We start from the raw sequence: 25,079 nt of genomic DNA, 5'->3' as shown, positions 1-25,079 counted from the left end.
GATAGGACAGGGGCGCACCCGGCGCAGCCAACCCGGTCCCGAGGACAGCCATGAGCCGTGAGAGCTACAAGACAGCCCTGATCGTCGGCACCGGCAGCGGGCTCAGCGCCTCGCTGACCCGGCTGCTCAGCCGCCAGGGCCTGCGCGTTGCCGTCGCCGCGCGCGACACCGACAAGCTGAAGCCGCTGCTGGAGGAGACCGGCGCCGCCGCCTTTACCGCCGACGCCTCGGACGCCCAGGCGGTGGCCGGGCTGTTCGACGCCGTGCAGCAGCGCTTCGGCGCCGACCCGGATGTGGTGGTCTACAACGCCAGCGGACGACTGCGCGGCCCGCTGGCCGAGCTGAACCCGGCCGAGGTGCAGCGGGTGCTGGCGGTGTCGGCCTTCGGCGGTTTCCTGGTCGGGCAGCAGGCGGCCCGGCGGATGCTGCCGAAAAAGCGCGGCGCCATCCTGTTCACCGGCGCCTCGGCCAGCGTCAAGGGCTATGCCCGCTCCGCCCCCTTCGCCATGGGCAAGTTCGCGCTGCGCGGCCTGGCCCAGAGCATGGCGCGCGAGCTGTCGCCGCAGGGCATCCATGTCGCCCATGTCGTGATCGACGGCCAGATCCGCGAGGCCGGGCGCGAGGACCCGCCCGCCAAGCCGGACAGCACCCTGGATCCCGATGCCATCGCCCAGAGCTATGTCGACCTGTTGCGCCAGCCGCGCAGCGCCTGGAGCTGGGAGATCGAGCTGCGGCCCTGGGTGGAGACTTTCTGATTTCACGGTTCGGAGGGGCCATGGACACGATCGGTTGGCTGATCCACACGCTGGAGAGCCGGTTGCCCGAGGCGCCTGAAGAACGGGCCGAGCGGACGCGGCCGGCCGGCCCCCGCCTGCTGGACAGGCTCCGGGCCGCCTTTCGCCGCCCCATGCCCCGCTGACGATCGAGGTCCCATGCCGGACTCCCTGACCCCGCCGGGCCTTGCCCCCGAATTCCTCGCCGCCCAGGCGCTGCTGCGCGAGAGCGGCATCGTCCAGGCCGACGTGCTGACGACGCCGACCGTCGTCGCCCGCGGCCACGCCCTGACGCTGCAGGCCTTCCTGAACCAGGACGCCCCGCCGCTGGCCCGTATCGAGGAGCATGTCCTGTCCGACCTGCCGGTGCCGGTGCGGGTGCGGCTGTACTATCCGGACGGCGCGGCCGGGCCGCTGCCGGCCTATCTGCACGCCCATGGCGGCGGCTTCGCCCTGGGCGGCATCGACTCGCTGGACCGCTGGAAGCGCGAGGTGGCGCGCGACGCCGGGGTGGTGGTGGTCGGCCTGGACTACGCCCTGGCGCCCGAGCACAAATTCCCGACCGCGCGCGACCAGGCGGTCGGGGTGGTGCGCTGGCTGCGCGAGCATGCCGTGGCGCTGGGCATCGATCCCGGGCGGATCGGCATCGGCGGGGATTCCGCCGGCGGGAACCTGGCGCTGGCCACGCTGCTGCGGCTGCGCGACCTGGGCGAGACGCTGCCGCGCTTCGGCGCCCTGGTCTACGGCATGCTGTCGGCCGACCACGACACGGCGTCGCATCGCGATTTCGGCGACGGCCGCTACGGCCTGTCGACCGCCAAGCTGGACTGGTTCTGGACCCAGTACCTGCCCGACCCGGCGCTGCGCACGAACCCCGAGGCGGTGCCGCTGACGGCGGATCTCGGCGGCCTGCCGCCGTTGGCGCTGCTCGCCGCCGGACTCGACCCGCTGCTCGACGACACGCTCAACCTGGATCGGCGGCTGACCGGGATCGGCGCGGCGCACAGCCTGAAGCTGTATCCCGACATGCCGCATGGCTTCCTGGCGCAGACCCGCCTGCTGTCCCGCGCCCGCGAGGCCCGCGACGACGTGGTCGCGGCGCTGAAGCGGCATCTGGTCTGAGGCACCGCCACTCTCCACCCCGTCATTGCGAGCCCCGAAGGGGCGTGGCAATCCAGTGTCGCCGCCCGCGCCGGCTGCGGGACTGGATTGCTTCGCTGCGCTCGCAATGACGGGGTTGAACGGCCAGAGCCGGCTCATTCTTCCCCACCGGCATGGACAAGTAACCAACGGTTTACTATCGATAGCCCCATCGATTGGCCGTCTGGTCATCAGCGGACAGAGAAGAGGCATCAGATGAGCGACGCGGATATCGCAGTCGTCGGCTTGGCCGTCATGGGCCGGAACCTCGCCTTCAACATGGCGGAGAAGGGCTTCAAGGTCGCGCTCTACAACCGCAGCAGTGAGAGGACCGACGAGGCGATGGCCCTGGCCGGGCCGTTGGCCGAGCGGCTGGTCCCCTGCCACACGCCGGAGGAGCTGGTGGCGGCGGTGAAGAAGCCCCGTGCCATCCTGCTGATGGTGCAGGCCGGCGCCGCGGTGGATGAGACCATCGCCCGGCTGCAGCCGCTGCTGGACAAGGGCGACGCCCTGATCGACGCCGGCAACGCCAATTTCCACGACACGGTGCGGCGCGAGGGTGCGCTGGACAAGGCGGGCCTCGCCTTCCTCGGCGTCGGCGTGTCCGGCGGCGAGGAGGGGGCGCGCCACGGCCCGTCGATCATGGTCGGCGGCAAGCCCGAGGTCTATGGCCGGGTCGACAAGATCTTCACGGCGATCGCCGCCAAGTTCGAGACCACGCCATGCTGCGCCCTGCTGGGCACCGACGGCGCCGGCCACTTCGTCAAGACCATCCACAACGGCATCGAATATGCCGACATGCAGATGATCGGCGAGGTCTACGGCCTGCTGCGCCGCGGCCTCGGGCTGACCCCGGTCGAGATCGGCGACGTGTTCGAGCGTTGGTCGAAGGGCCCGCTGTCGTCCTACCTGGTCGACATCACCGCCACGGTGCTGAAGACGGTAGACCCGAAGACCGGCAAGCCGCTGGTCGACGTCATCGTCGACAGCGCCGGCCAGAAGGGCACCGGCCGCTGGTCGGCGATCGAGGCGCTGGCGCTGGGCGCCCCGGCCTCCTCGATCACCGCGGCGGTGGAGGCGCGCGGCGTCTCGGCCGAGCGTGCCCTGCGCAAAACCCTGTCCGAGCGCTTCCCCGGCGCGGCGCGGCCGCTGACCCTGGCCGGCAACCGCGAGGCGGCGATCGAGCTGCTGGAGAAGGCGCTGCTGGCCGGCAAGATCCTGGCCTACACCGAGGGCTTCGCCATCATGTCGGCGGCCTCGCGCGAATATGGCTGGAAGCTGCCGCTGGCCGAGGTCGCCCGGATCTGGCGCGCCGGCTGCATCATCCGCTCGACCCTGCTGGACCGCATCGCCTCGGCCTATGACCAGACGCCGGACATCGAGTCCCTGGTGCTGGCACCGGGCCTGACGCCGCTGTTCGAGGGCGCCGCCGGCGCGCTGCCGGAGGTGGTGGCCGAGGCGATCCGCCACGCCCACGCGGTGCCGGCCCTGTCGGCCGCGACCTCGCGCTGGCTGGCGCTGCGCCAGCCGCGCTCGACCGCCGACCTGACCCAGGGCCAGCGCGACTTCTTCGGTGCGCACGGCTTCGGCCGCATCGACGCCGAGGGCCAGCATCACGGCCCGTGGAGCCAGGCGCACGGCTGAGAGACCGTCTGTAAATGCTACCGGCGAGGCCGTCTGACGGCGGGCTCGAAGCTTCCGGTGCTCACGGACTCAAACGTCCGCTGCGCGCCGGTTCTCGAAACCACCGCCAGCCGACTCACGCCAGCGCATTTCCAAACGATCTCTGAGCGCGCAGACAAGCTTGAACCGCCGCTGTCGAACCAGTTGGAGCGCGCCGCCTAGTGTCCTTCCCGATCGCCTGGCTCGACCTGCGCGAGCCTGCGGACCACGCAGCCCGGCATCCCGGGCTGCGCAGCGCCGCCGCGTCCCTGGTCGGGACCGGCGGGCTGATCGTGGATCTGGGCTGTGGCACCGGATCGACCGTTCGGGCGCTGCAGCCCTGCCTCGGAGCCTCCGTCCGATGGCGGCTGGTCGACCATGATGCGGCGGTGCTGCGCGAGGCAGGTCGGAGAACGGGAGCCGAAACCGTTCTCTGCGACCTGTCCCGCGGGGAGTCGCCGCTCGAGGGGGCCGCGCTGGTCACCGCGTCGGCGCTGCTGGATCTCGTCTCCGAGGCGTGGATCGAGCGCCTGGCGGACATCCTGAAGGCCTGCCGAGCTCCGTTCTATGCCGCGCTCTCCTATGACGGCCGCCTGTCCTTCGATCCGGCGCATCCCGGCGATCGGGCGATGATCGCCGCCCTCAACGCGGATCAGCGGACCGACAAGGAGTTCGGCCCGGCGCTGGGGCCGGACGGCGCGGGGGCGCTGGCCGCAGCCTTGCGGGCGCGGGGTTTCGAGGTCCGCATCGAGGCGAGCCCGTGGCGCCTCGGCCCGGGCGACGCCGCGCTGGTCGCCGCGCTGCTGGCCGGGATTGCCGGGGTGGCCGCCGGGCCGGGCGGCATCGTCGAGGCCGAGGTCGAAGACTGGCTGGCCTTCCGGCGAGCCCGGGCCGCGGACGGCCACTGCCTGGTCGGGCATGTGGATCTGCTGGCGACCCTCTGACAGGGACGATCAGCGCGCCGTCGAGGACAGCATGCGCCGCAGGACGCCGTCGCGGCGGACCAGATGGTGGTACAACGCACCCGCGACATGCAGCACGACGACGGCCAGCAGAACCCAGATCAGGTTGACGTGCACGGCCTCAGCCACGGCCGCCACCGGCTTGTTCACCGGCACGAAGTCCGCGAGATTGACCAGGTAGAACAGCGGCACCGGAAAGCCGGCCGTGGCCGTGTAGATGAAGCCGCTGACCGGCATCGCCAGGATCAGCAGGTACAGCAACCCATGCGTGATGCGGGCCAGACCGGCCTGCCAGAGCGGCAGGTCCGCCGGCAGCTCCGGCACCGGATTGGCCCAGCGCCAGAGCAGCCGGACGACCACCAGCGCGAACACCGTCAGCCCGGTCATCTTGTGCGTGTCGTAGAGAAGGTTCTGCAGCAGGCCGGGCCCGACCCGGTTCATCGTGAGACCGGCCGGGACCTGCACCAGCAGGATCAGGGCCGCGATGGTCCAATGCAGGGCGATGCTGACCCGCCCCCAACGCTCCGCCGTGTTGCGGTTCATCAACCGGCCTTTCGCCGCTTCGCTTGGGAAGATTTAGTACGGCGCGGCCGGTGTTCCAATGGCGCGGCCGGTGCGATGGATGGCCACGCCCCTACAGGTCGTCCCGGATGCAGGCCTTGGCGTGGCCCGGCGCGACCTCGCGCAGCGGCGGCACCGCCGTGGCGCAGTCCGGGATCGCATGCGGGCAGCGGGTGCGGAAGACGCAGCCCGAGGGCGGGTTGATCGGGCTGGGGATGTCGCCCTGCAGCAGGATGCGCTCGCGCCGCACCGTCGGGTCCGGCACCGGCGCGGCGGAGAGCAGCGCCCGGGTGTAGGGGTGGCGCGGCGCGGTGTAGAGCGACCGGGCCGGCGCCGATTCCATGATCCGGCCGAGATACATCACGATCACGCGGTCGCAGAGATATTCGACCACCGACAGGTCGTGGGCGATGAACAGCATGGTCAGGCCCAGGTCGCGCTGCAGGTCCTGGATCAGGTTCACCACCTGGGCCTGGATCGAGACGTCGAGGGCCGAGACCGGCTCGTCCGCCACGATGAAGCTGGGCTCGACCGCCAGGGCCCGGGCGATGCCGATGCGCTGGCGCTGGCCGCCGGAGAATTCGTGCGGATAGCGGGTGATCGCATCGGGCCGCAGACCGACCCGGCGCAGCAGATCGGCGATCCGCTCCGGCCGCTGCCGGCCGCGGGACAGGCCGTGGATGGTCAGCGCCTCGCCGACGATCTCGCCCACCGTCATGCGCGGGTTCAGGCTGGCATAGGGATCCTGGAAGACGATCTGCATCTCGCGCCGATAGGCCTGGAAGGCCGATTTCGACAGGCCGAGGATGTCGGTGCCGGCGAAGCGCACCGACCCGGCCGTCGGCTCGGTCAGGCGCAGGACCGAGCGGCCGACCGTGGTCTTGCCGGAGCCGGATTCGCCGACCAGGCCGACCACCTCGCCCCGCTTCAGCGAGAAGGATACGTCCTCGACCGCGCGGACATGCTGGCCCTTCTTGCCGAACAGCCCGCCGCCGACCGGGAACCAGGTGCGCAGCCCCTCGACCTCGAGCAGGGTCTCGCCCGGCGCCGGCAGCGCGATGGTGCTCAGGCGATCTGCGACCATCGCGCTCATGCCAGCTCGCTCCAGCGGATGCAGCGCGACATGTGCCCGCCGCCGGTGTCGGCCAGCGGCGGCACCGCGGCGGTGCAGGCCTCGACCGCGTGGCGGCAGCGCGGCGCGAAGGTGCAGCCCGGCGGCAGCTTCCGCGGGCTCGGCACGTTGCCGGGGATCGCCTCCAGCCGCCGGGATTCGCCGCGGTCCAGCGCCGCGTAGTCGGTGTGCGGCACGCTGTTGAGGAGGCCGATGGTGTAGGGGTGGCGCGGCGATTTGAAGATCTCGACCACGCCGGCCTCCTCCACCACCCGGCCGCCATACATCACGGCGACGCGGTCGGCCATCTCCGCCACCACGCCGAGATTGTGGGTGATGAACAGAATCGACATGCCGATCTCGGCCTGCAGCCGGCGCATCAGGTCCAGGATCTGGGCCTGGATGGTGACGTCCAGCGCTGTCGTCGGCTCGTCGGCGATCAGCAGCGCCGGGCGGCAGCACAGCGCCATCGCGATCATCACCCGCTGGCGCATGCCGCCGGACAGCTGGTGCGGATACTCCTTCAGCCGACGCCGGGCGGCCGGGATGCCGACCAGCTCCAGCATCTGCGCCGCCGTCTCCATCGCCTGGCGCCGGCTCAGCCCCTGGTGCAGCGCCACCGCCTCGGCGATCTGGTCGCCGACCGGATAGACCGGGTTCAGTGACGTCATCGGCTCCTGGAACACCATGGCGATGTCGTTGCCGCGAATCCGGCGCATCTCCGCCTCCGACAGGCGGGCGAGGTCGCGCTGGCGGCCCTGGCTGTCGGTGAACAGCATCTCGCCGCCGGCGATGCGCCCGGGCGGGGTCTGGATCAGCCGCATCAGCGACAGGCTGGTGACGCTCTTGCCCGAGCCGGATTCGCCGACCAGCGCCAGGGTCTCGCCGCGGCGGATGTGGAAGGTGACGCCGTCGACCGAGCGGATCGGCCCGTCATCGGTGTCGAACCAGGTCCTGAGGTCGGTCACCGACAGGATGGTGTCGGCGCCCTCTCCTCCGGCCGGCGCTGGCGCGGTCGCCGCCATCAGGCGCGTGCGGCGCGGATGGTGGCGCGCACCCGCTCCGGATCGGTCACGGTGTTGGTGTATTCGCGCTCCAGCTCGGTGCCGCCCATGCCGATCTCCGGGTTGCGGTAGACCATGCCGCTCGGCTCGCTGCGCGGCGCCGCGAAGTGCAACTCCTGGAGGCCGGTGGCGCGGCGGATCTCGGCGATGTTGGCCTCGTCCAGGTCGCCGCAGCCCATGATGACGATGCGGTCGCCGGCCTGCTCGACCGCCCGCTTCAGGATCGCGAGCCCGGCGGTGGCGTCGGGCCGCTGGCCCGAGGTCAGCACCCGGTCGACGCCGCAGCGGATCAGCGCCTCCAGCGCCTCCTCCGGGTCGCGGGTCATGTCGAAGGCGCGGTGGCAGGTCACCTTCATCGGCCGGGCCGCACGCACCAACTGCGTCGTCCGGTCCTCGTCGATCCGGCCGTCCGAGGTCAGGCAGCCGATGACGATGCCGGGCACGCCGAGCTCCCGCAGCGCCTTCACATCGGCCAGCATGCTGGCGAATTCGGTGTCGCTGTACAGGAAGTCGCCGCCGCGCGGCCGGATGATGACGTGGAACGGGATGCGGGCGCGGGCCTTGACCTCCAGGATCGTGCCGATGCTGGGGGTCAGCCCGCCCTCGATCAGGCTGGCGCACAGCTCGACCCGGTCGGCCCCGCCCTCCTGGGCCGCCAGGAAGCCGTCCAGGCCTTCGACGCAGATCTCGATCACGGGGGAGGTCATGGACGGGTCTTTCGCTGCGCTGAGAGTCCCTTGCGGGACGGCTGAATAGAGTGGACTTGTGAGTTGCGCCCCCCGCTTGCCCTTCTACTCTCCCCCTCCCCTTGCGGGAGGGGGTAGGGGGAGGGGTTTGGCGCCGTGAGAGCTGATGTCGAGAGATCGCCGCGAACCAGCAGTGATCTTGATGATCTCACGCCAGCTCTCTTCGATCGACACCCCCTCCCTCTACCCCCTCCCGCAAGGGGAGGGGGAGTGTGGAACGTGCGGGTCCGTATTGACGTCACCGGACGAGCACTCTCAGCGACCGGGCGGACCAGACGGGCCGGGGGCGCCAGTCGAAATCGCGGTCGAAGGGGAAGGTCGGGCGGGTGGTGCGGTGGCGGGCCAAGTGCTCGACATCCTGGTCGACCACGCCGGGCGACAGCGCCATCAGGTTCGGGTTGGCGATCGGCGCCAGCTCCGGCGACAGGTAGCCGGACTTGACCACCAGGATCGCCACCTCCGCCGGGTGCACGCCCAGCCGGGTGAAGTCCGCAATGTTGTGGAACGGCCGGCGCCGCGCCGTCAACACCACGCGGATGCCGCCGATGCGGACCAAGGCCTGGCGGTCCGCCAGGTCGACGCCGGGATCGAGGACCAGCACCTCGGCCTCCGCCTCGACCGGCCGGCTGCCCTGGGTGTCGAGCGTCGCGCCGATGCTGAGGCGCAGCCGGGCGCCGGTGCCGGCGGCGAAGCAGGCCTCCGTGGCCGGGCGGTCGGCGATGCCAGCGATCAGCACGTCCTCCGCATCCCGCGCCAGCATCGCCCGCAGCAGGTCGGCCCGGTCGCCGACGCCGCCGCCGGTCGGGTTGTCGCCGGAATCGGCCAGGATCACCGGCCGGGTCGCCGAGCCGACGGCCCAGCCGACGCAGTCTTCGACGGTACCGGTGCGGCTGCCGAAGACGAAATCGTCGCGCGCCTCCCAATAGGCCTGGGCCAGGCGCGTGCCCTCGCGCTCCATCGCCGCCGGGTCGGTGCCGGTGATGATGATCGCGGCGGTCGACCGCGGCTCGTCGGCCCAGACATAGCCGACCATCATCGAGGCATCGAGGATGCCGTCGACGGCGTCGACCGCGGGCAGCTGCGCATAGAGCGACTTCGCCGGCTCGTCCACCGTGCTGGTGCGCTCGCCCGGCCACAGCACCGGCACCGGCACCCAGAGCAGCAGCGGCGCCACGCCCTCGGTCAGGCGGCGCAGCAGCATGGTGCAGGCCCGGCGCTTGGTCTCCTCCACATCGATATGCGGCGCGGTGCGGTAGGTCGAGAACATGTCGAGCGCGTCGATGATGCGCTGGCTGACATTGCCGTGCAGGTCGTAGCTGGCACTGATCGGGCAGTCCGGCCCGACCGCGGCGCGGGCGGCGGTGATCCAGTCGCCCTCCGCATCCTCCATGCCCTCGACGCTCATGGCGCCATGCATGGCCAGGTACAGGCCGTCGATCGGGCCGAGCGCCTTCAGCCGGTCGAGGAACTCGGCCTTGAATGCCTCATAGGTGGCGCGGGCGACGGGACCGCCGGGAATGGCGCGGGCGTGCAGCGTCGGCAGGAAGACGGCGTCGTAGTCGCGCAACATCGCGAAGGACGGGTCGGCGAGGAGGGCGTCGCCGCGCAGCACCCGGAAATCCGCCTCGGTCGCCAGGACCGGGCTGTAAGTGCTGCATTCGGTGTGGATGCCGCCCACCGCAATGCGAAGGGGGGCTATGCGGGGAGATGCCATGTCTTCAGTCTTCTTCGGCGCGGGTCAGGAAGCGGTGGGCGGCGATGCTGGCGGCGCCGCGGGCCCACAAAGCGCGGGTGGCGTGGTGGAAGCGGATGGTGGTGGAGGCGGCGAGGCGCGGCAGGACATTGGCCTCGATCGCCTGCTGGGTGACGGTGCGGAACAGCGGCCCCATCGCGCCCTCGGCATCGACGACCAGCACGAATTCGGGGTCGTTGACCTGGATCACATGGGCGATCGCCAGGCCCAGCGCGCCGCCGGCCCGGTGCAGAATGCCAATCGCCTCGGCATCACCCTGTGCCGCCAGCGCCTCGACCTCCGCCGTGGTCGTGACGTCGAGGCCCAGGGCCCGCGCCTGGGCCAGGATCGCCTGGCGCGGCGCCACGGTGTCGAGGCAGCCGCGCTTGCCGCAGCGGCAGGGCAGCCCGCCCGGCTCGATCGTGCAATGCGCGATCTCGCCGGCGCCGCCGCCATGGCCGCGGTAGAGCGTGCCGTCGACATAATGGGCGCAGCCGATGCTGTCGCCGAAGGTGACGGTGGCGAAGGTGCGGTAGTCGCGCGCCAGCCCGTACAGCCGTTCGCCGGTGGCGACGGCGTTGGCGTCGTTCTCCAGGAAGGTCGGCACGCCGGTCGCCTGCTCCACCACCGCCGCCACCGGCAGGTCGATCCAGCCGAGATTGGCGGAGTGCAGGCAGCGGTCCTGGTCGTGGTTGACCAGGCCGGACAGGGCGACGCCGATGCCGCGCAGCCGGTCGGCCGGGATGCCGGCCCCGCGCAGGAGATGCGGGATCGAGTCGCGGATGGTGCCCGCGATCGCCTGCGGATCGTTCGACCAGGGGGCCGTGCGCTGGCCCAGCACCGCGCCCTGGAAGTCGGTCAGCACCATCGTCACCGGCTCCTCCACGATCGAGGCGCCGATGAAGTAGCCATGGGCCGGGTTCAGCCGCAGCAGGATCGACGGCCGGCCCTGGCGCGGCGGCGAGGCCACCTCGCTCTCCTCCAGCGCGCCGTCCTGGATCAGCTCGCGGCTCAGCCCCGTGATCGCCGCCTTGCTGAGCCCGGTCCGGAGCGCGAGCTCGGACCGGCTGAGCGGCCCGTGGTCGGACACGGCTTCGAGCAGCAAGCGTTTCGACGGGTTGGCCATTCGCCTCGGCATCCGGTGGGTTGGACTTGACAGTTAGTTCACAGATTGAATTTAATCAAGCCGAAGGCTTCACTGATCGAACAAAATCGCCGGGACATCCGGATCGATTCCACCAATGGGAGACGGACATGACCCTCGTGATCGACCGGCGCGGCGCGCTGGCCCTGGGCGGGTCGCTGGGACTGGCGGCGCTGCTGCGCGGCCGCGTCGCCTTCGCCGCCGATGCCTCGCAGATCGTGATCCTGCAGAGCGAGGCGCCGCGCAGCATGGACCCTGCGGACCAGACCGCGACCTACACCTCGGCGATCCTGGAGCCGATGTATGAGGGCTTGACCGGCTACAACGACAAGATGGAGCTGGTGCCGGTCCTGGCCACCAAATGGGAGGCCGACGCCACCGGCACCAACTGGACCTTCACCCTGCGCCAGGGCGTCAAGTTCCATGACGGCGAGCCGTGCAACGCCGATGCCGTGATCGCCAGCTTCGCCCGGCACATGGACGAGAAGCGCGGCCTGGCCGCCAGCGGCCGCTTCCGCGCCATCCTGGCCGAGGTCAAGGCGGTGGACGCCGACACCCTGCGCTTCACCCTGAAGCGCCCCTACCCCGCCTTCCTCAAGCTGATGGCCGTGGCCTCGGCCTCGATCGTCAGCCCGAAGGCCGACAAGGCCGGCACGCTGGGCCGCGCCGCGGTCGGCACCGGACCCTACAAGCTGGCCGAGTACAAGTCGGGCGAATATGTGCTGTCCGAGGCCAATGCCGATTATTGGGGCGACAAGGCGCCGACCAAGACGCTGAAGTGGATCTGGACCCAGGAAGCGGCGGTCATGAACATGGCGGTGCAGACCGGCGACGCGGATGTCGTCGTGCCGCTGCCGCCGGTGTTCGCCGCGCCGATCAAGGCCAACCCCGAGCTGACCCTGATCCAGGGCAACCCGACCTCGGTGTTCTGGGTGTCGCTGAACGTCAAGCTGGCGCCGCTGGACGACGTCCGGGTCCGCCAGGCGCTGAACCTGGCCACCGACCGGGCCGGGCTGGTCAGCAACCTGCTGTACGGCTTCGGCCTGCCGGCGACCTCGCCGCTGTCGCCCGCCGTGTTCGGCTATGACCCGACGGTCGAGGGCTACGGCCTCGACGTCGCCAAGGCCAAGGCGCTGCTCGCGGAGGCCGGCCATGCCGACGGCATCACCATCAATGTCGCGGTGCAGGAGCCGGAGGCAAACATCGCCGAGATCCTGCAGGGCATGTGGGCCCAGGCCGGGATCACCCTGAACATCCAGCGGATGGAAAGCGGCGTGTGGACCGCCGCCGCCTTCGGCACGCCGGAGGAGAAGGCGGCCCAGGGCGTGCATAGCGTCATCGCCTCCTGGTCGACCGGCACCTTCGACGCCGACCTGCAGCTGAAGCCGCTGTACCACACCGACAGCTGGTCGCCGAAGAGTGCCAATCTCGGCTTCTACAGCAACGCCGAGCTGGACGAGATCCTGAACAAGGCCGGGTCGTCGACCGACGATGCCGAGCGCAAGACGCTCTACGCCAAGGCGCAGCGCATCATCGTCCAGGATGCGGCGCATGTGCTGCTGTACTACCCGAACGACCTCGCTGCGGCGCGGGCCGACGTCAAGAACCTGTGGCTGCAGCCCGGCGGCGAGGTGATCCCGGAACGGGCGACGAAAGCCTGATGATCACGACGGCTGAAATCAGCCCGCCGTTGCCGGCTTCTTATCCTCCCCCTCCCCTTGCGGGAGGGGGTAGGGGGAGGGGTTCGGCGCCGTTGGCCCCCGTGTCGGAAGACCGTCGCAACCGGCGGCGATCCTGGACGGCCCCGCGCCGGCCCTCTTCGATCGACACCCCCTCCCCCTGCCCCCTCCCGCGAGGGGAGGGGGAGAGTGGAAAAGACGAGTCGGAACGAGCGGCGAAGCTTCGAGAAGGTCCCTTCCCGCGGGAGAGGCAACGCGCTGCTTGCGGAGCCGTGCCCGCATGAAAGCCTATCTCACCCGCAAGCTGATCGCGCTGCCGCTGATCCTGCTCGGCGTCTCGTTCCTGATCTTCGGCGCGGTGCGCATGCTGCCCGGCGATCCGGCGCGGATCATGGCCGGGCCGCAGGCGACGCAGGACGCGGTCGACGGCATGCGCGCCCGGCTCGGCCTAGACCAGCCGTTCCTGCTGCAATACGGGCTGTTCCTGAGCCGCGCCGCGCAGGGCGATTTCGGCGAGTCGATCAAGTCGAAGAAGCCGGTGATCGACGAGGTCGGCGAGCGCTTCCCCTACACCCTGTCGCTGGCCGTGGTCAGCTACGCCGCCGCCATCCTGATCGGGGTCGCGGCCGGCATGCTGGCGGCGGTGTACCGCAACGCCTGGCCCGACCAGGCGGTGATGATCGCGGCCATCGGCGGCGCCTCGGTGGCCAATTTCTGGCTGGCGCTGATGATGATGAACCTGTTCGCGGTGCAGCTGCGCTGGCTGCCGCTGCTGGGCGCCGGCGGCTGGCTGAACTACGTCATGCCGGCCGTCGCCCTCGGCCTGCTGCCGGCGGCGCTGATCGCCCGCATGACCCGGTCGAGCATGCTGGAGGTGATCGGCCAGGACTATATCCGCACCGCCCGCGCCAAGGGGCTGGGACCGCGGGTGATCTACCGCAAGCACGCGCTGCGCAACGCGCTGATCCCGATCGTCACCATCGTCGGGCTGAACTTCGGCGGCCTGCTGGGCGGCGCCGTGGTCACCGAATCCGTGTTCAACTGGCCCGGCATCGGCCGCCTGCTGGTCGACGCCGTGCGCTATCGCGACTATCCGATCATCCAGGGCGTGACGCTGCTGACCGTGACATCGGTGGTGGTGGTGAACTTCCTGGCCGACCTGCTGATCGCCGCGATCAACCCCCGCATCCGCTTCGACTAAGGCCATTGCCCGTGACCAGCCTCGCCGACAGCGACGACCTTCCAGCCGCCCCCTCGCGGGCCAAGCGCCTGGGCCGCATCCTGCGCCGGCACCGCAGCCTGACGATCGGCGGCGCCATGGTGCTGCTGCTGGTGCTGGCCGGGCTGCTGGCGCCGCTTCTCGCGACGCACGACCCGACGCAGCAATCGCTGGCCATGGCCTTGCGCCCGCCCTCGGCCGAGCATTTCTTCGGCACCGACCAGTATGGCCGCGACCTGTATTCCCGGATCGTCTACGGCGCCCGGCTGTCGCTGCTGGAGATCGTGCTGGGCGTCGGCATCGCGCTCGTCGTCGGCATCCCGCTGGGCCTGCTGGCCGGCTATTCCGGCGGCCGGGTCGACCAGGCGATCATCTGGGTGATGGACATCCTGTTCGCCTTCCCGGGCATCGTGCTGTCGATCCTGATCGTCAGCATCCTCGGCACCAGCCTGGTCAACCTGATGATCGGCATCGCCATCTTCTCGATCCCGGTCTATGGCCGGCTGTCGCGCAACCTGGCGCTGGGGTTGAAGCAGGTGGAGTACACCGAGGCGGCGCGGGCCTTGGGCGCCGGGCTGTGGCGCATCCTGTTCCAGCACATCCTGCGCAACGCGCTGGGGCCGATCATCGTGCAGGCGACGCTGACGGCGGGCACCGTGGTGCTGACCGCCGCGAGCCTGTCCTTCCTCGGCCTCGGCGCCCAGCCGCCGACGCCGGAATGGGGCGCGATGATGAGCGACGGCCGCAACTTCCTGGGCGTGAACATCTGGCTGTCGCTGTTCCCGGGCCTGGCCATCACCTTCTCGGTGCTGGGCTTCAACCTGTTCGGCGACGGGCTTCGCGACCTGCTGGATCCAAGACGCTAGACGACCGCGAGCGCCGTCACGGCGACCAATGCCGCGGCCATGGCCAGGTTGATGATGCGCGCGGCCACCGGGTCGTGCAGCCAACGCGACAGCGACACGCCGGCCAGCAGCCAGCAGAAGTGGATCAGCACGACCATGCCGCTGAGCACGGTGGTCTTCACCACCGCGTCGAGGCCGGGGTCCGCGGCGAATATGGCGGCGATCGCGACATAGGCCTTGGGATTGGCGATGGCCAGCCCGAGCCCGCCGAGAAAGCCCGGTGCGGTCGCGGACCCGCCCCGGCCGCCGAGCGGCGGGGCCGTGGCGATCTTGACGGCGAGATACAGGATGTAGGCGGCCGACAGCACGCCCAACACCAGGGCGCCATCCGGAATCGACGTCACCAGCGCCACCACCCCGGCCGCCACCGCCAGCAGCACCGCGACCGTGCCGGTGATCAGCCCCCCGGCATAGGGCAGCGACCGGCGGATGCCGAAGGAGGCGCCGACGGCGGTGAGGCTGATCGTCGACGGGCCGGGGCTGCCCATGACGACGGCGGAGGCCAGGAGCAGCGCCGCCAGCGGCCGCCACAGCTCCGGAACGGCAAGAAAGGTGTCCATGCCGCGACGCTAGCGGCCGGCGCGGGGCCGGTCTTGCACGCCGGTGCTGCCGCCCCTCAGCCGTCGAGCCGGACCGCCCGCAGCCGCAGCGCGTTGGCGATCACCGAGACCGAGCTGAGCGCCATGGCCGCGGCCGCGATCTCCGGGCTCAGCAGCAGGCCCAGGAATGGGTACAGCACGCCGGCCGCCACCGGCACGCCGATCGCGTTGTAGACGAAGGCGAAGAACAGGTTCTGGCGGATGTTGCGCATGGTCGCGGCGCTGAGCGACCGGGCCCGGGCGATGGCCGCCAGATCGCCCTTCACCAGCGTCACATGCGCGCTCTGGATCGCCACGTCGGTGCCGGTGCCCATGGCGATGCCGACATCCGCCTCGGCCAAAGCTGGCGCATCATTCACCCCATCGCCGGCCATGGCCACGACGTGGCCCTCGCCCTTCAGCCGGCGGATGACCGCGCCCTTGTCCTCCGGCAGCACCTCGGCCTCGACCTCGTCGATGCCGAGCCGGCCGGCCACCGCCGCGGCGGTGGTGCGGTTGTCGCCGGTCAGCATGACGACGCGCAGCCCGGCCGCGCGCAACGCCGCGATGGCGGCGGGCGTGGTCTCCTTCACCGGGTCCGCCACGGCGATCAGCCCGGCGGCCGCGCCGTCCACGACCAGATGCATGACGGTGGCGCCGTCGCGCCGCAGCGCCTCGGCCTGCTCCGCCAGCGAACCGGCCGCGATACCGAGTTCATCCAGCAGGGCGGCGTTGCCGAGCGCGACCTCCCGCCCCTCGACCCGCGCGGCGACGCCCTTGCCGGTCACCGAGCGGAAATCTTTGGTCGCCGGCACCTCCAGCTTGCGCTCCGCCGCGCCGGCCAGGATCGCGGCGGCCAGCGGATGCTCGCTGCCGCGCTCCAGCCCCGCGGCCAGGCGAAGCAATTCGGCCTCGTCCTGCCCGGGCGCGGCGACGATCCGGACCATCCGCGGCTTGCCTTCGGTCAGGGTGCCGGTCTTGTCGACCACCAGCGTGTCGACCTTCTCCAACCGCTCCAGCGCCTCGGCGTCCTTGATCAGCACGCCCAGCCGGGCGCCGCGGCCGACCCCGACCATGATCGACATCGGCGTGGCCAGGCCGAGGGCACAGGGGCAGGCGATGATCAGCACCGAGACCGCGGCGACCAGCCCATAGGCCAGCGCCGGCGACGGCCCCCAGGCCGCCCAGGCGGCGAAGGCCAGCACCGCGATGGCCACCACCAGCGGCACGAACCAGCCGGAGACGCGGTCCGCCAGGCGCTGGATCGGCGCCCGGCTGCGCTGGGCCTGGCCGACCATCTCGACGATGCGGGCCAGCACCGTCTCGCTGCCGACCCGCTCGGCCCGCAGGACGAAGCCGCCGGTGCCGTTGATGGTGCCGCCGACGACCTTGTCGCCCGGCGCTTTCTCGACCGGGATCGGCTCGCCGGTGATCATGCTTTCGTCGACCGAACTGCGGCCCTCCTCGACCGCGCCGTCGACCGGCACCTTGTCGCCGGGCCGGACGCGCAGCCGGTCGCCGGCATGGACGTGCTCGAGCGGGACCTCCTCGTCCGCCCCGTCGTCGCGCACGCGGCGGGCCAGCTTCGGCGCCAGGTCGAGCAGGGCGCGGATGGCGCCGCCGGTGCGCTCGCGCGCCCGCAGCTCCAGCACCTGGCCCAGCAGCACCAGCACGGTGATCACCGCTGCCGGCTCGAAATACACGGCCACGGTGCCGTCCATGCCGCGGAAGCCGTCCGGGAACAGGCCGGGGACCAGCGCCGCGACCACGCTGTAGAGCCAGGCGGCGCCGGTGCCGAGCGCGATCAGCGTGAACATGTTCAGGCTGCGCCGGACCACCGACTGCCAGCCGCGGACCAGGAACGGCCAGCCGGCCCAGAGCACCACCGGCGTGGCCAGCACCAGCTGGACCCAGACCGCGGTGTGGGCGCCGATGACGTGGGCGAGATCGATGCCGAGCAGATGGCCGCCCATCTCCAGCAGGACGATCGGGATGGTCAGGGCGAGGCTAATCCAGAACCGCCGCCGCATATCGGCCAACTCCGGGTTCGGACCGGCCTCGGCCGTCACCCGCTCCGGCTCCAGCGCCATGCCGCAGATCGGGCAGCTGCCCGGCCCCTCCTGCCGGATCTCCGGATGCATCGGGCAGGTGTAGATGGTGCCGGCCGGGGCTGCGGCGGGCGGCACGATCTCGCTCGGCTCATGGGTGTAGCGGTCCGGCTCGGCCCGGAACTTCGCCAGGCAGCCGGCGCTGCAGAAATGATACTGGCGGCCGCGATGTTCGGCGTGATGCGGCGTCGCGACCGGATCGACCGCCATGCCGCAGACCGGATCCTTCACCGTGGCCCCGTGATGGTGATGCGCCGAATGGTCGTGGTGGGCGTGAGCCATGTCCTGCTTCCTCTGCTCCGTCCCAGCGAGATGGGGATTCCAGCAGATGGAAGGTCAATGGCCCGGGATCGGCATAGGGTTCGACGCCGACAATCACTCGAAATTATGTTATACAAATTCGAATTGACATCGATTGATGTGTATATATGGTCGGTGGCGTTCGCAATGTGAGTGGATTTATCGTAAATCCTCCACGCTGCAACGACAAAATGCAGAACCCGCCGACCCGCACCCGGATCGACCATGGCCCCGACACCCGACATCCTCCCCGTTTCGCCCGTCGCCCGCCTGCCGCAGAAGCCGGCGGAGCAGGACGCCGCGATCCAGGCCGTGCTCGACGGCGCCGCCTTTGCCGGCGCCCGCGGCTGGGTGCCGGCCACCAGCGGCAACTTCTCCGCCCGGATCGACGGCGACGAGATCGCCATCACCGCCACCGGCACCGACAAGGCCCGGCTGACCCGCGACGACATCATCACCGTGTCGTTGGACGACCCGGCGCATCCGCGCGCCTCGGCCGAGGCGCCCCTGCATGTCGATTTGTACCGGGCATTCGCGGAGATCGGCGCGATCTACCACGTGCACAGCCCGGCGGCGACGCTGCTGTCGCTGGTCGATGTCGCCAAGGGCGCGGTGCGGATCCAAGGCTTCGAGCTGCAGAAGGCGCTGGCGGGCGTGAAGACACATGAGGTCGCGCTCGACATCCCGGTCTTCGCCAATTCCCAGGACATGGCGCTGCTGGGCCCGCAGGTGCTGGCGCGGCTGGGCGGCGCCCCCGCCATCCCCGGCTACCTCCTGGCCGGCCACGGGCTTTACGCCTGGGGCCGCACCCCGGCCGAGGCGCGGCGCCATCTCGAGGCGCTGGAGGTCCTGCTGGGATTCGAATTCGAGCGACGGAGGCTGCAGCCATGACCCGGCTCTATGTCTATGACGAGACCAATCCCGCGGCGCTGCTGGTCGACACCGAGGACGGCGCCGCGATCGCGCGAGAGCTGAACGGCATCGGCGTCCGGTTCGAGCGCTGGGAAGCCAGCGCGCCACTGCCGGCCGAGGCCGACCAGGACGCGGTGATCGCGGCCTACAAGCCGGAGATCGACAAGCTGAAGGCCGAATGCGGCTACAGATCGGTCGACGTGGTGCGGATGCAGCCGGACCACCCGCAGCGCGAAGCCTTCCGCGAGAAGTTCCTGGACGAGCACACCCACAGCGAGGACGAGGTCCGGTTCTTCGTCGAGGGCTCCGGCGCCTTCTACCTGCGCAAGGCCGGCCGGGTGTTCAAGGTGGTGTGTACCAAGGACGACCTGATCAGCGTGCCGGCCGGCACCACCCATTGGTTCGACATGGGCCCGGCGCCGCGCTTCACTGCCATCCGCCTGTTCGAGAACAGCGACGGCTGGATCGCCAACTTCACCGGCGACGCCATCGCCCGCCGCTTCCCGCTCTACGCCGGCTGACCAACGACCGGCCGGCCCAGCGCCGGCCCGTCCACCCAGGATCCCTGCCATGACCTCACCGCACGACCGCGGCAGCCTGTCTGCATTCCCGTTCGGCCGCCGCCGTTTCCTGGCCGGGGCCTCCGCCGGTGCGCTCGGGCTCGGCCTCTCCGGCACGCCGCTCGGCCGCGCCTTCGCCCAGGCGAAGCGCTTCGACGGGCAGAGCCTGAACCTGATGATCATCCAGCCGCATGTGGTGGCCGGGCGCTACCTAGCCGAGGCCTGGGAAAAGCTGACCGGCGGCAAGGTCAACGTCACCGCCGTGCCCTATGACCAGCTGCAGGCCAAGGCGACGCTGGACGTGCAGTCCGGCACCAACAATTTCGACGTGATCGACTACTGGTACACCGGGGTCGGCGCGCTGGCGAATGACGGCATCATCGTCGACGTCACCGAGCGGATCGAGCGCGACAAGGCCGAGATCCAGCCGGACGACTATCTGCGCTCGATCTACGACCCCTACACCCTGGCCGACGGCAAGCGCTGGGGCCTGCCTTATGACGGCGACAGCCACCTGCTGTTCTACAACACCGAGATCTTCGGCCGGCACGGGCTGAAGGCGCCGACCACCTGGGACGAGTATCTGGAACGGTCGAAGGCGATCACCGAGGCCGAGAAGGCCAACGGTATCTATGGCGCCGCGGTGCTGGGCGGCAAGGCGCCGATCATCATCGGCGCGTCCTACACCAACCGCCTGGCCGGATTCGGCGGCCGCTACCTGAAGGAGGACGGTTCCTCCGCCCTGGACGAATCCGCGGCGGTCGAGGCGGCCAAGGCGCTGAAGGACGCCGCGCCCTCGGCCCTGCCGACGCCCTTGGAGACCCGGTTCGAGGAAGGCCTGCCGGCCTTCCTGTCGGGCAAGGTGGCGATGATCGAGTTCTGGAGCGACCTCGGCGTCTACGCCCAGGACCCGAAAGGCTCGAAGATCGTCGACAAATGGGACGCGGTGCGGATCCCGGTCGGCGGTTCGAACAAGACCAGCCGGCTGGCGCTCAACTCCGGCTTCGCCTTCGCCATCTCCTCGGGCTCCGAGAAGCAGGACCATGCCTGGGAGTTCATCAAGTTCGCCACCAGCGCCAAGACCGGCCTCGGGCTGTTGCTGACCACGGGCAGCGGCATCGACCCGGACCGGACCTCGACGCTGAACGCGCCGGAGTACAAGGCCTTCGCGCCGAAGGTGCAGACCGCGCTGGCCGGGGCGCTGGAGAACGGCCTGCCCTGGCCGAACGGTCCGGAATCGCCGCAGCTGATGCAGGTGCTGGCCGATGAGCTGGCGCTGATCCTGGCCGACCAGAAGGCGCCGGAGGAGGCGATCGCGGCGGCGCATGAGCAGTGGACCTCGATCATCGGTTCGTGATGGCCCTGACGGAGAGCATCGACACGGCACAAGCGGAAGCGCCGGCGCGGCGCCGGCGGTGGCGGCTGGGCAATGCCTCCCTGGCCGCGCCGCTGGTGGTGACGCTGGTGCTGACGACGCTGTATCCGCTGGTGGCGCTGGTCGCCCTCTCCCTCAGCAAGAGCACGCTGGGCAAGCCGCTGCGCGACTGGGCCGGCATCGCCAATTTCGCCCGGGTGCTGGGCGACCCGGCCTTCCTGGCCTCGCTGTGGCGCAGCGCCGCCTTCGCCCTGCCGATGGCGGCCGTCGAGCTGGTGCTGGGCCTGGCGCTGGCCCTGCTGTTCCACCGGCTGGTCCGCGCCAGCCGGGTGTTCACCAGCCTGATGCTCCTGCCGCTGATGACCCCGCCGGTGATGGTCGGCGTCGCCTGGAAGCTGATCTTCGCCGCCGATGGCGGCCTGCTGAACGGCTGGCTGCGCGCCGCCGGGCTGACCGACGCGCCGATGAGCTTCCTCGGCTCCTCCAGCTGGGCCGCGGCCGCCATCGTCGTCGCCGACGCCTGGCAGTGGACGCCCTTCGTCGCCCTGCTCTGCTTCGCCGCGATCAAGAGCCTGTCGGAGGAGGTGATGGAGGCGGCGCGGCTGGACGGCGCCACGGCCTGGCAGCGCTTCCGCCACATCACCCTGCCGCTGCTGGTGCCGACCCTGGCCGCCGTGTTCCTGCTGCGCCTGGTGATGGCGTTCAAGCTGTTCGACCTGGTCTATGTCCTGACCTTCGGCGGCCCCGGCTTCGACACCACCACCACCGGCTTCCAGATCTGGCGCCTGGCCTTCGAGCAGTTCGATGTCGGCCGCGCCGCCGCGGCGACGCTGGTCTTCGTCGGCTTCGTCAGCCTGGTGATCTGGCCGGCCTCGCGCACGGCCAAGCGGCTGGAGGCGCGGTACACATGACCTTCGTCGCCCATTCCGCGCGGCCGCAGGCGCCGCATCGCTGGTCCTGGATCGACCTGGTCGCCGTGCTGGTCGCCGCCGCCTTCCTGCTGCCGCTGGCCTATCTGCTCTCGGTCTCGTTCAAGTCGCCGGACCAGGTGCTGTCCGGCACCTTCCTGCCGGAGGCGCCGACGCTGGCCAACTGGCCGGCCGCGTTCGGCGCCACGGCGCTGACCCGCTTCATCGTCAATTCGGTGCTGACCGCGGTGCTGGGCGGCCTCGTCACCATCCTGATCGCCCTCCCCGCCGCTTATGCCTGCCTGCGCCTGGACAAGGCGGGGGAGCGGCTGATCTCGATCGCCTTCGGCAGCTTCGTGGCGCCGCCAATCGTGGCCGCGATCCCGTTCTTCTTCCTGCTGAAGGCGGCCGGCCTGCTGAACAGCGTGATCGGGCTGGCCTTGGTCTACGGCCTGACCAACGTGCCGGTGGCGCTGTGGCTGCTGATCCCGTTCCTGCGGCGCATCCCGCGCGAGATCGAGGATGCGGCGGCGATCGACGGCGCCGGGCCGCTGCTGACCCTGATCCGGGTAATCGCGCCGCTGGTCGCCCCGGGCATCGCGGCGACGGCGATCATCGTCATCATCCTCGGCTACAACGAGTTCCTGTTCGCCTCGGTCTTCACCTTCGCCGACGAGACCCGGACGCTGACCGTCGGCATCTCGCTGTTCCAGGGCGACCGGCTGGTGAATTTCGGTCAGATGGCCGCGGCCTCGCTGGCCGGGATCGCGCCGATCTATCTCATCGCCCTCCTGGCCCAGCGCTGGCTGGTGGCGGGGCTGACCGAGGGGAGCGTGAAGTGACCGTCCAGCCGCTCGACGTCCCGGCCGCCCGCGCCTATCTCGCCGCCCATCCGGACCTGGCCGCGATCCTCGGCGGCGATCCGGAGGGCTGGGACCTGCGCGAGGCCAGCGACGGCTTCCTCAACGTGGTGTTCCTGGTCCGCGGCCCGGCCGGCGGCCTGTGCCTGAAGCAGGCGCTGCCCTGGGTGCGCCATGCCGGCGAGAGCTGGCCGCTGCCGGACAACCGCGCCTTCTTCGAGCAATCCTATCTCGCCATCGTCGGCCCGCTGACCGAAGGCGTCTTGCCGAAGCTCCACCACTACGATCCCGGGCGCCAGATCCTGGCGATGGAGCTGCTGACGCCGCATGAGACGCTGCGCTATGCCCTGATCGAGGGCCGGCGCTTCCCCCGCGTCTCGGCCGATATCGGCGCCTTCGTCGCCCGCGCCTGCCACCGCACCTCGCCCTTCCACCAGCCGCTGGAGCGGGTGCGGGAATGGCAGGCCCGCTTCGCCGCCGGGGTCGAGCTGCAGCGCATCACCCTCGACCTGATCTTCCAGGATCCCTATCGCGACAACCCGCGCAGTTCCTGGACCAGCCCGCAGCTGGACGACCTGGCGCGCGGCTTCCGCGAGGACGTCGAGCTCAAGCGCGCGGCCGGCCGCCTGGCCCAGCGCTTCCTGACCACGGGCCAGGCGCTGATCCATTGCGACCTGCACACTGCGGCGATCATGGTGACCGAGACGGACACCATGGTGATCGACCCGGAATTCGCGCTGTACGGCCCGATCGGCTTCGACCTCGGCGCCTATCTCGCCAATATCCTGATCAGCCACCTGGCCCAGCCCGGCCACGCCACGCCGGCGGACGACCGCACCGACATGGCCGAGTGGCTCTTGGATCAGCCGGCGCTGCTGTGGGACAGCTTCAGCCGCACCTTCCGCCAGTTGTGGGAGAGCGAGGGCGGCGGCGACGCCTGGCACGACGACCTGTTCCCGAAGCCCGGTTCGGCCGCCCTGCTGCGCGGCGACTATGAAGCGCTGGAGGCGGAGATCTTCGCCGACATGGTCGGCTTCGCCGCGCTGAAGATGATCCGCCGGGTGTTCAGCTACGCCCATGTCGCCGACTTCCTGCGCATCGTCGACCCCGACCGCCGCGCCGCCTGCGAGCGCCGCGCCGTGCTGCTGGCCCGCCGCATGCTGACGGAGCCCGAGCGTTTCCGCACGCCAGACGATATTGTCGCCGCCACCCGCGCGGCCTGAGAGACCGAGATGACCCTGACCTTCCAGACCCACCCGATCGACCTGATCCTGCTCGACATCGAGGGCACGATCAGCTCGCAGCGCTATGTGCTGGACGTGCTGTACCCCTTCTCGCGGGAGCGGATCCCGGTCTTCGTCGCGAAGCACCCCGACCATCCGGTGGTGCAGCGCGCGCTGCGCGAGACGGTGGAGCGGATCGAACCCGGCCAGGACCCGGTCGCCGCGCTGATCGCCTGGCAGGATGCCGATCAGAAGGTGCCGCCCTTGAAGCTGCTGCAGGGGCTGGTCTGGGAGGAGGGCTACAAGGAAGGCGCCTTCAAGGGCCACATCTACGACGACGCCCATGCGGCGCTGGAGGGCTGGCACAAGGCCGGCGTGCCGATGCACATCTTCTCCTCCGGCTCGGTCAAGGCGCAGGTCGAGTTCTTCCAGAACTCCAACCGCGGCGACCTGCGGCCCTATTTCGGCCGGCACTACGACACCGACATCGGCGCCAAGGTGGTGCCCGACTCCTATCTGGCGATCGCCGCGGATCTTGGCGCCGCGCCCGACCGCATCCTGTTCCTGACCGACAATCCGCGCGAGGTCGCGGCGGCGCGTCAGGCAGGCGTCCATGTCGTCCAGGTGATCCGAGACCCGTCGGTGAAGCCGAACGACGCCGGCGCGCCGCTCGTGGCCGAGTTCGACCAGCTGCGCGACCTGGTGGCGTTCGGCTGATACCGGCGGGTCGACCCATCCATCGTCATTGCGACCCCGGCCTTGAGCCGGGGGAAGCAATCCAGGGCCGCTCGCATCGGCCCCTGGATTGCTTCGTCGGCTTCGCCTCCTCGCAATGACGGATCAAGGCTTGCGGCCGGACAGGCTGCGGAACGTCACCGACCACCGGGTCGCGTCCATCTCCGGGATGCTGTGTTCCCAGCCGTGCCGGGCCTCACCGGACAGGTGGTAGGCCGAGCGCGGCGCCAGCGGCACGGACCTGCGGTCGAAGCCGCCCTCCGGCCGGCGGCGGCGGAAGCGCAGGGTCGCGGCGGCGCCGAGCGATATGCCGATGACATGCTCGAACACCGGCCGGTCGCGGTGCCAGCCGATGCCGGCGCCGGGGTCGTAGCGGATCAAGAGCGCCTGGGCGAGGGTGGCCGGGCCCAGCCCGGCGAAGCGGGCGGCCTTCTCGCGCAGCGGCAGCAGCCAGTCCGGGACCGGCTCCGCCGGCCGGAAGCTGCCGTCCTCGAAATCGTAGCGCCAGCCGAAGGTGGCGGTCAGGCGCCGGCCTTCCCAGCCCTGGTAGCGGAACGGCGACAGCTCCGCCGCGTCGATCGCCGAAGTCAAATGCCGCTCCTCCTCCGGCGTGACGATGCCCTCGACGGTCGACAGGCCGGCGAGCGGCGGCGGGCCGAACAGGTCGGGCTGCACGGCTGGACTCCATGATTGATGCCAACCATATGGGATCCGCCCACAACCCGGCAAAGCCGGCGCCATCCCCCTCACCCGAAATCGCTGCGCGATTTCGACCTCTCCGGGGGGAGAGGTATAGGGGCCGGAGCTTGCTTTTCCCTCTCC

At 70.6% G+C, this 25,079-nt stretch carries 24 protein-coding genes; 15 read left to right on the top strand and 9 right to left on the bottom strand.

The annotated features are described in order from the left end of the window. The first annotated feature begins 50 nt into the window (after positions 1–50). The 5 genes from AB4Z01_RS04530 to AB4Z01_RS04510 all read left to right on the top strand — a co-directional run bounded on the left by AB4Z01_RS04530 (position 51) and on the right by AB4Z01_RS04510 (position 4,519). Positions 51–755, top strand: a complete 705-nt coding sequence (locus tag AB4Z01_RS04530; RefSeq protein WP_441691001.1) for an SDR family NAD(P)-dependent oxidoreductase — start codon at positions 51–53, stop codon at positions 753–755. Between the two features lie 20 nt (positions 756–775). Continuing rightward, positions 776–919 (top strand): hypothetical protein, encoded by a 144-nt coding sequence (locus AB4Z01_RS04525; protein ID WP_441690999.1) that lies wholly within the window; start codon positions 776–778, stop codon positions 917–919. Between the two features lie 13 nt (positions 920–932). Next, a complete protein-coding gene (locus AB4Z01_RS04520; protein WP_441690997.1) occupies positions 933–1,895 on the top strand; it encodes an alpha/beta hydrolase in 963 nt (320 codons plus the stop codon). 234 nt (positions 1,896–2,129) lie between these two features. Next, on the top strand, positions 2,130–3,557 hold the full coding sequence (gene gndA / locus AB4Z01_RS04515) for an NADP-dependent phosphogluconate dehydrogenase (protein ID WP_441690995.1): 1,428 nt from the start codon (positions 2,130–2,132) through the stop codon (positions 3,555–3,557). A 200-nt stretch (positions 3,558–3,757) separates the two neighbouring features. Beyond that, entirely contained in the window at positions 3,758–4,519 is a 762-nt protein-coding gene (locus tag AB4Z01_RS04510) for a hypothetical protein (RefSeq protein ID WP_441690993.1), read from the top strand. A gap of 9 nt (positions 4,520–4,528) precedes the next feature. Here the strand turns inward: AB4Z01_RS04510 and AB4Z01_RS04505 are convergent, their stop codons facing one another. The 6 genes from AB4Z01_RS04505 to AB4Z01_RS04480 form a co-directional block, all read right to left on the bottom strand. After that, entirely contained in the window at positions 4,529–5,080 is a 552-nt protein-coding gene (locus AB4Z01_RS04505) for a cytochrome b (protein WP_441690991.1), read from the bottom strand. Positions 5,081–5,171: 91 nt separating this feature from the next. Next, entirely contained in the window at positions 5,172–6,191 is a 1,020-nt protein-coding gene (locus AB4Z01_RS04500; protein WP_441690989.1) for an ABC transporter ATP-binding protein, read from the bottom strand. Beyond that, positions 6,188–7,234: an ABC transporter ATP-binding protein gene (locus AB4Z01_RS04495; RefSeq protein ID WP_441690987.1), complete on the bottom strand. Its 1,047-nt coding sequence runs from the start codon at positions 7,232–7,234 to the stop codon at positions 6,188–6,190. The genes AB4Z01_RS04500 and AB4Z01_RS04495 overlap by 4 nt, the downstream gene beginning before the upstream one ends. Then, positions 7,234–7,980, bottom strand: a complete 747-nt coding sequence (locus AB4Z01_RS04490) for a copper homeostasis protein CutC (RefSeq protein ID WP_441690985.1) — start codon at positions 7,978–7,980, stop codon at positions 7,234–7,236. The genes AB4Z01_RS04495 and AB4Z01_RS04490 overlap by 1 nt, the downstream gene beginning before the upstream one ends. Positions 7,981–8,257: 277 nt before the next feature. Next, positions 8,258–9,733, bottom strand: a complete 1,476-nt coding sequence (locus AB4Z01_RS04485) for a M81 family metallopeptidase (RefSeq protein WP_441690983.1) — start codon at positions 9,731–9,733, stop codon at positions 8,258–8,260. A gap of 4 nt (positions 9,734–9,737) precedes the next feature. Beyond that, positions 9,738–10,877 carry an ROK family transcriptional regulator gene (locus AB4Z01_RS04480; RefSeq protein ID WP_441690981.1) on the bottom strand — a complete coding sequence of 380 codons (1,140 nt, stop codon included), beginning with the start codon at positions 10,875–10,877 and terminating at the stop codon, positions 9,738–9,740. A gap of 128 nt (positions 10,878–11,005) precedes the next feature. Here AB4Z01_RS04480 and AB4Z01_RS04475 point away from each other — a divergent pair, with 128 nt between their 5' ends. The 3 genes from AB4Z01_RS04475 to AB4Z01_RS04465 all read left to right on the top strand — a co-directional run bounded on the left by AB4Z01_RS04475 (position 11,006) and on the right by AB4Z01_RS04465 (position 14,659). After that, positions 11,006–12,556 (top strand): ABC transporter substrate-binding protein, encoded by a 1,551-nt coding sequence (locus AB4Z01_RS04475; RefSeq protein ID WP_441690979.1) that lies wholly within the window; start codon positions 11,006–11,008, stop codon positions 12,554–12,556. A gap of 298 nt (positions 12,557–12,854) precedes the next feature. Continuing rightward, positions 12,855–13,775, top strand: coding sequence for an ABC transporter permease (locus AB4Z01_RS04470; RefSeq protein WP_441690977.1), 921 nt, complete (start codon positions 12,855–12,857; stop codon positions 13,773–13,775). Between the two features lie 11 nt (positions 13,776–13,786). Then, positions 13,787–14,659, top strand: a complete 873-nt coding sequence (locus AB4Z01_RS04465; protein WP_441690975.1) for an ABC transporter permease — start codon at positions 13,787–13,789, stop codon at positions 14,657–14,659. Here AB4Z01_RS04465 and AB4Z01_RS04460 read toward each other — a convergent pair. Next, positions 14,656–15,258, bottom strand: a complete 603-nt coding sequence (locus AB4Z01_RS04460) for a LysE family translocator (RefSeq protein WP_441690973.1) — start codon at positions 15,256–15,258, stop codon at positions 14,656–14,658. The genes AB4Z01_RS04465 and AB4Z01_RS04460 overlap by 4 nt on opposite strands. A gap of 56 nt (positions 15,259–15,314) precedes the next feature. Continuing rightward, positions 15,315–17,666: a heavy metal translocating P-type ATPase gene (locus AB4Z01_RS04455; RefSeq protein WP_441690971.1), complete on the bottom strand. Its 2,352-nt coding sequence runs from the start codon at positions 17,664–17,666 to the stop codon at positions 15,315–15,317. A 243-nt stretch (positions 17,667–17,909) separates the two neighbouring features. On the opposite strand from AB4Z01_RS04455, the gene mtnB reads away from it, so the two are divergent. The 7 genes from mtnB to mtnC are packed head-to-tail and all read left to right on the top strand — an operon-like array spanning position 17,910 to position 24,239. Beyond that, the gene (mtnB, locus tag AB4Z01_RS04450; RefSeq protein WP_441690969.1) at positions 17,910–18,575 is read left to right on the top strand and encodes a methylthioribulose 1-phosphate dehydratase; all 666 of its coding nucleotides are present in this window, start codon (positions 17,910–17,912) and stop codon (positions 18,573–18,575) included. After that, entirely contained in the window at positions 18,572–19,117 is a 546-nt protein-coding gene (locus AB4Z01_RS04445; protein ID WP_441690967.1) for a 1,2-dihydroxy-3-keto-5-methylthiopentene dioxygenase, read from the top strand. The genes mtnB and AB4Z01_RS04445 overlap by 4 nt, the downstream gene beginning before the upstream one ends. Before the next feature lie 49 nt (positions 19,118–19,166). Beyond that, complete coding sequence (locus AB4Z01_RS04440; protein ID WP_441690965.1) at positions 19,167–20,513, top strand: ABC transporter substrate-binding protein; 1,347 nt, start codon at positions 19,167–19,169, stop codon at positions 20,511–20,513. Beyond that, the gene (locus AB4Z01_RS04435) at positions 20,513–21,442 is read left to right on the top strand and encodes a carbohydrate ABC transporter permease (RefSeq protein ID WP_441691045.1); all 930 of its coding nucleotides are present in this window, start codon (positions 20,513–20,515) and stop codon (positions 21,440–21,442) included. The genes AB4Z01_RS04440 and AB4Z01_RS04435 overlap by 1 nt, the downstream gene beginning before the upstream one ends. Next, a complete protein-coding gene (locus AB4Z01_RS04430) occupies positions 21,439–22,281 on the top strand; it encodes a carbohydrate ABC transporter permease (protein ID WP_441690963.1) in 843 nt (280 codons plus the stop codon). The genes AB4Z01_RS04435 and AB4Z01_RS04430 overlap by 4 nt, the downstream gene beginning before the upstream one ends. Next, a complete protein-coding gene (gene mtnK, locus AB4Z01_RS04425; RefSeq protein WP_441690961.1) occupies positions 22,278–23,522 on the top strand; it encodes an S-methyl-5-thioribose kinase in 1,245 nt (414 codons plus the stop codon). The genes AB4Z01_RS04430 and mtnK overlap by 4 nt, the downstream gene beginning before the upstream one ends. A gap of 9 nt (positions 23,523–23,531) precedes the next feature. Further along, the gene (gene mtnC / locus AB4Z01_RS04420; RefSeq protein ID WP_441690959.1) at positions 23,532–24,239 is read left to right on the top strand and encodes an acireductone synthase; all 708 of its coding nucleotides are present in this window, start codon (positions 23,532–23,534) and stop codon (positions 24,237–24,239) included. Positions 24,240–24,362: 123 nt separating this feature from the next. Here the strand turns inward: mtnC and AB4Z01_RS04415 are convergent, their stop codons facing one another. Further along, positions 24,363–24,932 (bottom strand): alpha-ketoglutarate-dependent dioxygenase AlkB, encoded by a 570-nt coding sequence (locus AB4Z01_RS04415; RefSeq protein ID WP_441690957.1) that lies wholly within the window; start codon positions 24,930–24,932, stop codon positions 24,363–24,365. Positions 24,933–25,079: the final 147 nt, after the last annotated feature.

Origin of the sequence: Inquilinus sp. YAF38 (assembly GCF_052113205.1) — a bacterium.
In the GTDB taxonomy this organism is placed as follows: Bacteria; Pseudomonadota; Alphaproteobacteria; order DSM-16000; family Inquilinaceae; genus Inquilinus.
Note: the sequence above shows the minus strand (reverse complement) of the source record. Positions and strands in the feature narration are given on the sequence as shown.

Coding starts and splice junctions, on each gene's coding strand:
- AB4Z01_RS04530 (WP_441691001.1), top strand. CDS start 51: ATGAGCCGTGAGAGCTACAAGACAGCCCTGATCGTCGGCACCGGCAGC.
- AB4Z01_RS04525 (WP_441690999.1), top strand. CDS start 776: ATGGACACGATCGGTTGGCTGATCCACACGCTGGAGAGCCGGTTGCCC.
- AB4Z01_RS04520 (WP_441690997.1), top strand. CDS start 933: ATGCCGGACTCCCTGACCCCGCCGGGCCTTGCCCCCGAATTCCTCGCC.
- gndA (WP_441690995.1), top strand. CDS start 2,130: ATGAGCGACGCGGATATCGCAGTCGTCGGCTTGGCCGTCATGGGCCGG.
- AB4Z01_RS04505 (WP_441690991.1), bottom strand. CDS start 5,080: ATGAACCGCAACACGGCGGAGCGTTGGGGGCGGGTCAGCATCGCCCTG.
- AB4Z01_RS04500 (WP_441690989.1), bottom strand. CDS start 6,191: ATGAGCGCGATGGTCGCAGATCGCCTGAGCACCATCGCGCTGCCGGCG.
- AB4Z01_RS04495 (WP_441690987.1), bottom strand. CDS start 7,234: ATGGCGGCGACCGCGCCAGCGCCGGCCGGAGGAGAGGGCGCCGACACC.
- AB4Z01_RS04490 (WP_441690985.1), bottom strand. CDS start 7,980: ATGACCTCCCCCGTGATCGAGATCTGCGTCGAAGGCCTGGACGGCTTC.
- AB4Z01_RS04485 (WP_441690983.1), bottom strand. CDS start 9,733: ATGGCATCTCCCCGCATAGCCCCCCTTCGCATTGCGGTGGGCGGCATC.
- AB4Z01_RS04480 (WP_441690981.1), bottom strand. CDS start 10,877: ATGGCCAACCCGTCGAAACGCTTGCTGCTCGAAGCCGTGTCCGACCAC.
- AB4Z01_RS04475 (WP_441690979.1), top strand. CDS start 11,006: ATGACCCTCGTGATCGACCGGCGCGGCGCGCTGGCCCTGGGCGGGTCG.
- AB4Z01_RS04470 (WP_441690977.1), top strand. CDS start 12,855: ATGAAAGCCTATCTCACCCGCAAGCTGATCGCGCTGCCGCTGATCCTG.
- AB4Z01_RS04460 (WP_441690973.1), bottom strand. CDS start 15,258: ATGGACACCTTTCTTGCCGTTCCGGAGCTGTGGCGGCCGCTGGCGGCG.
- AB4Z01_RS04455 (WP_441690971.1), bottom strand. CDS start 17,666: ATGGCTCACGCCCACCACGACCATTCGGCGCATCACCATCACGGGGCC.
- mtnB (WP_441690969.1), top strand. CDS start 17,910: ATGGCCCCGACACCCGACATCCTCCCCGTTTCGCCCGTCGCCCGCCTG.
- AB4Z01_RS04445 (WP_441690967.1), top strand. CDS start 18,572: ATGACCCGGCTCTATGTCTATGACGAGACCAATCCCGCGGCGCTGCTG.
- AB4Z01_RS04440 (WP_441690965.1), top strand. CDS start 19,167: ATGACCTCACCGCACGACCGCGGCAGCCTGTCTGCATTCCCGTTCGGC.
- AB4Z01_RS04435 (WP_441691045.1), top strand. CDS start 20,513: ATGGCCCTGACGGAGAGCATCGACACGGCACAAGCGGAAGCGCCGGCG.
- AB4Z01_RS04430 (WP_441690963.1), top strand. CDS start 21,439: ATGACCTTCGTCGCCCATTCCGCGCGGCCGCAGGCGCCGCATCGCTGG.
- mtnC (WP_441690959.1), top strand. CDS start 23,532: ATGACCCTGACCTTCCAGACCCACCCGATCGACCTGATCCTGCTCGAC.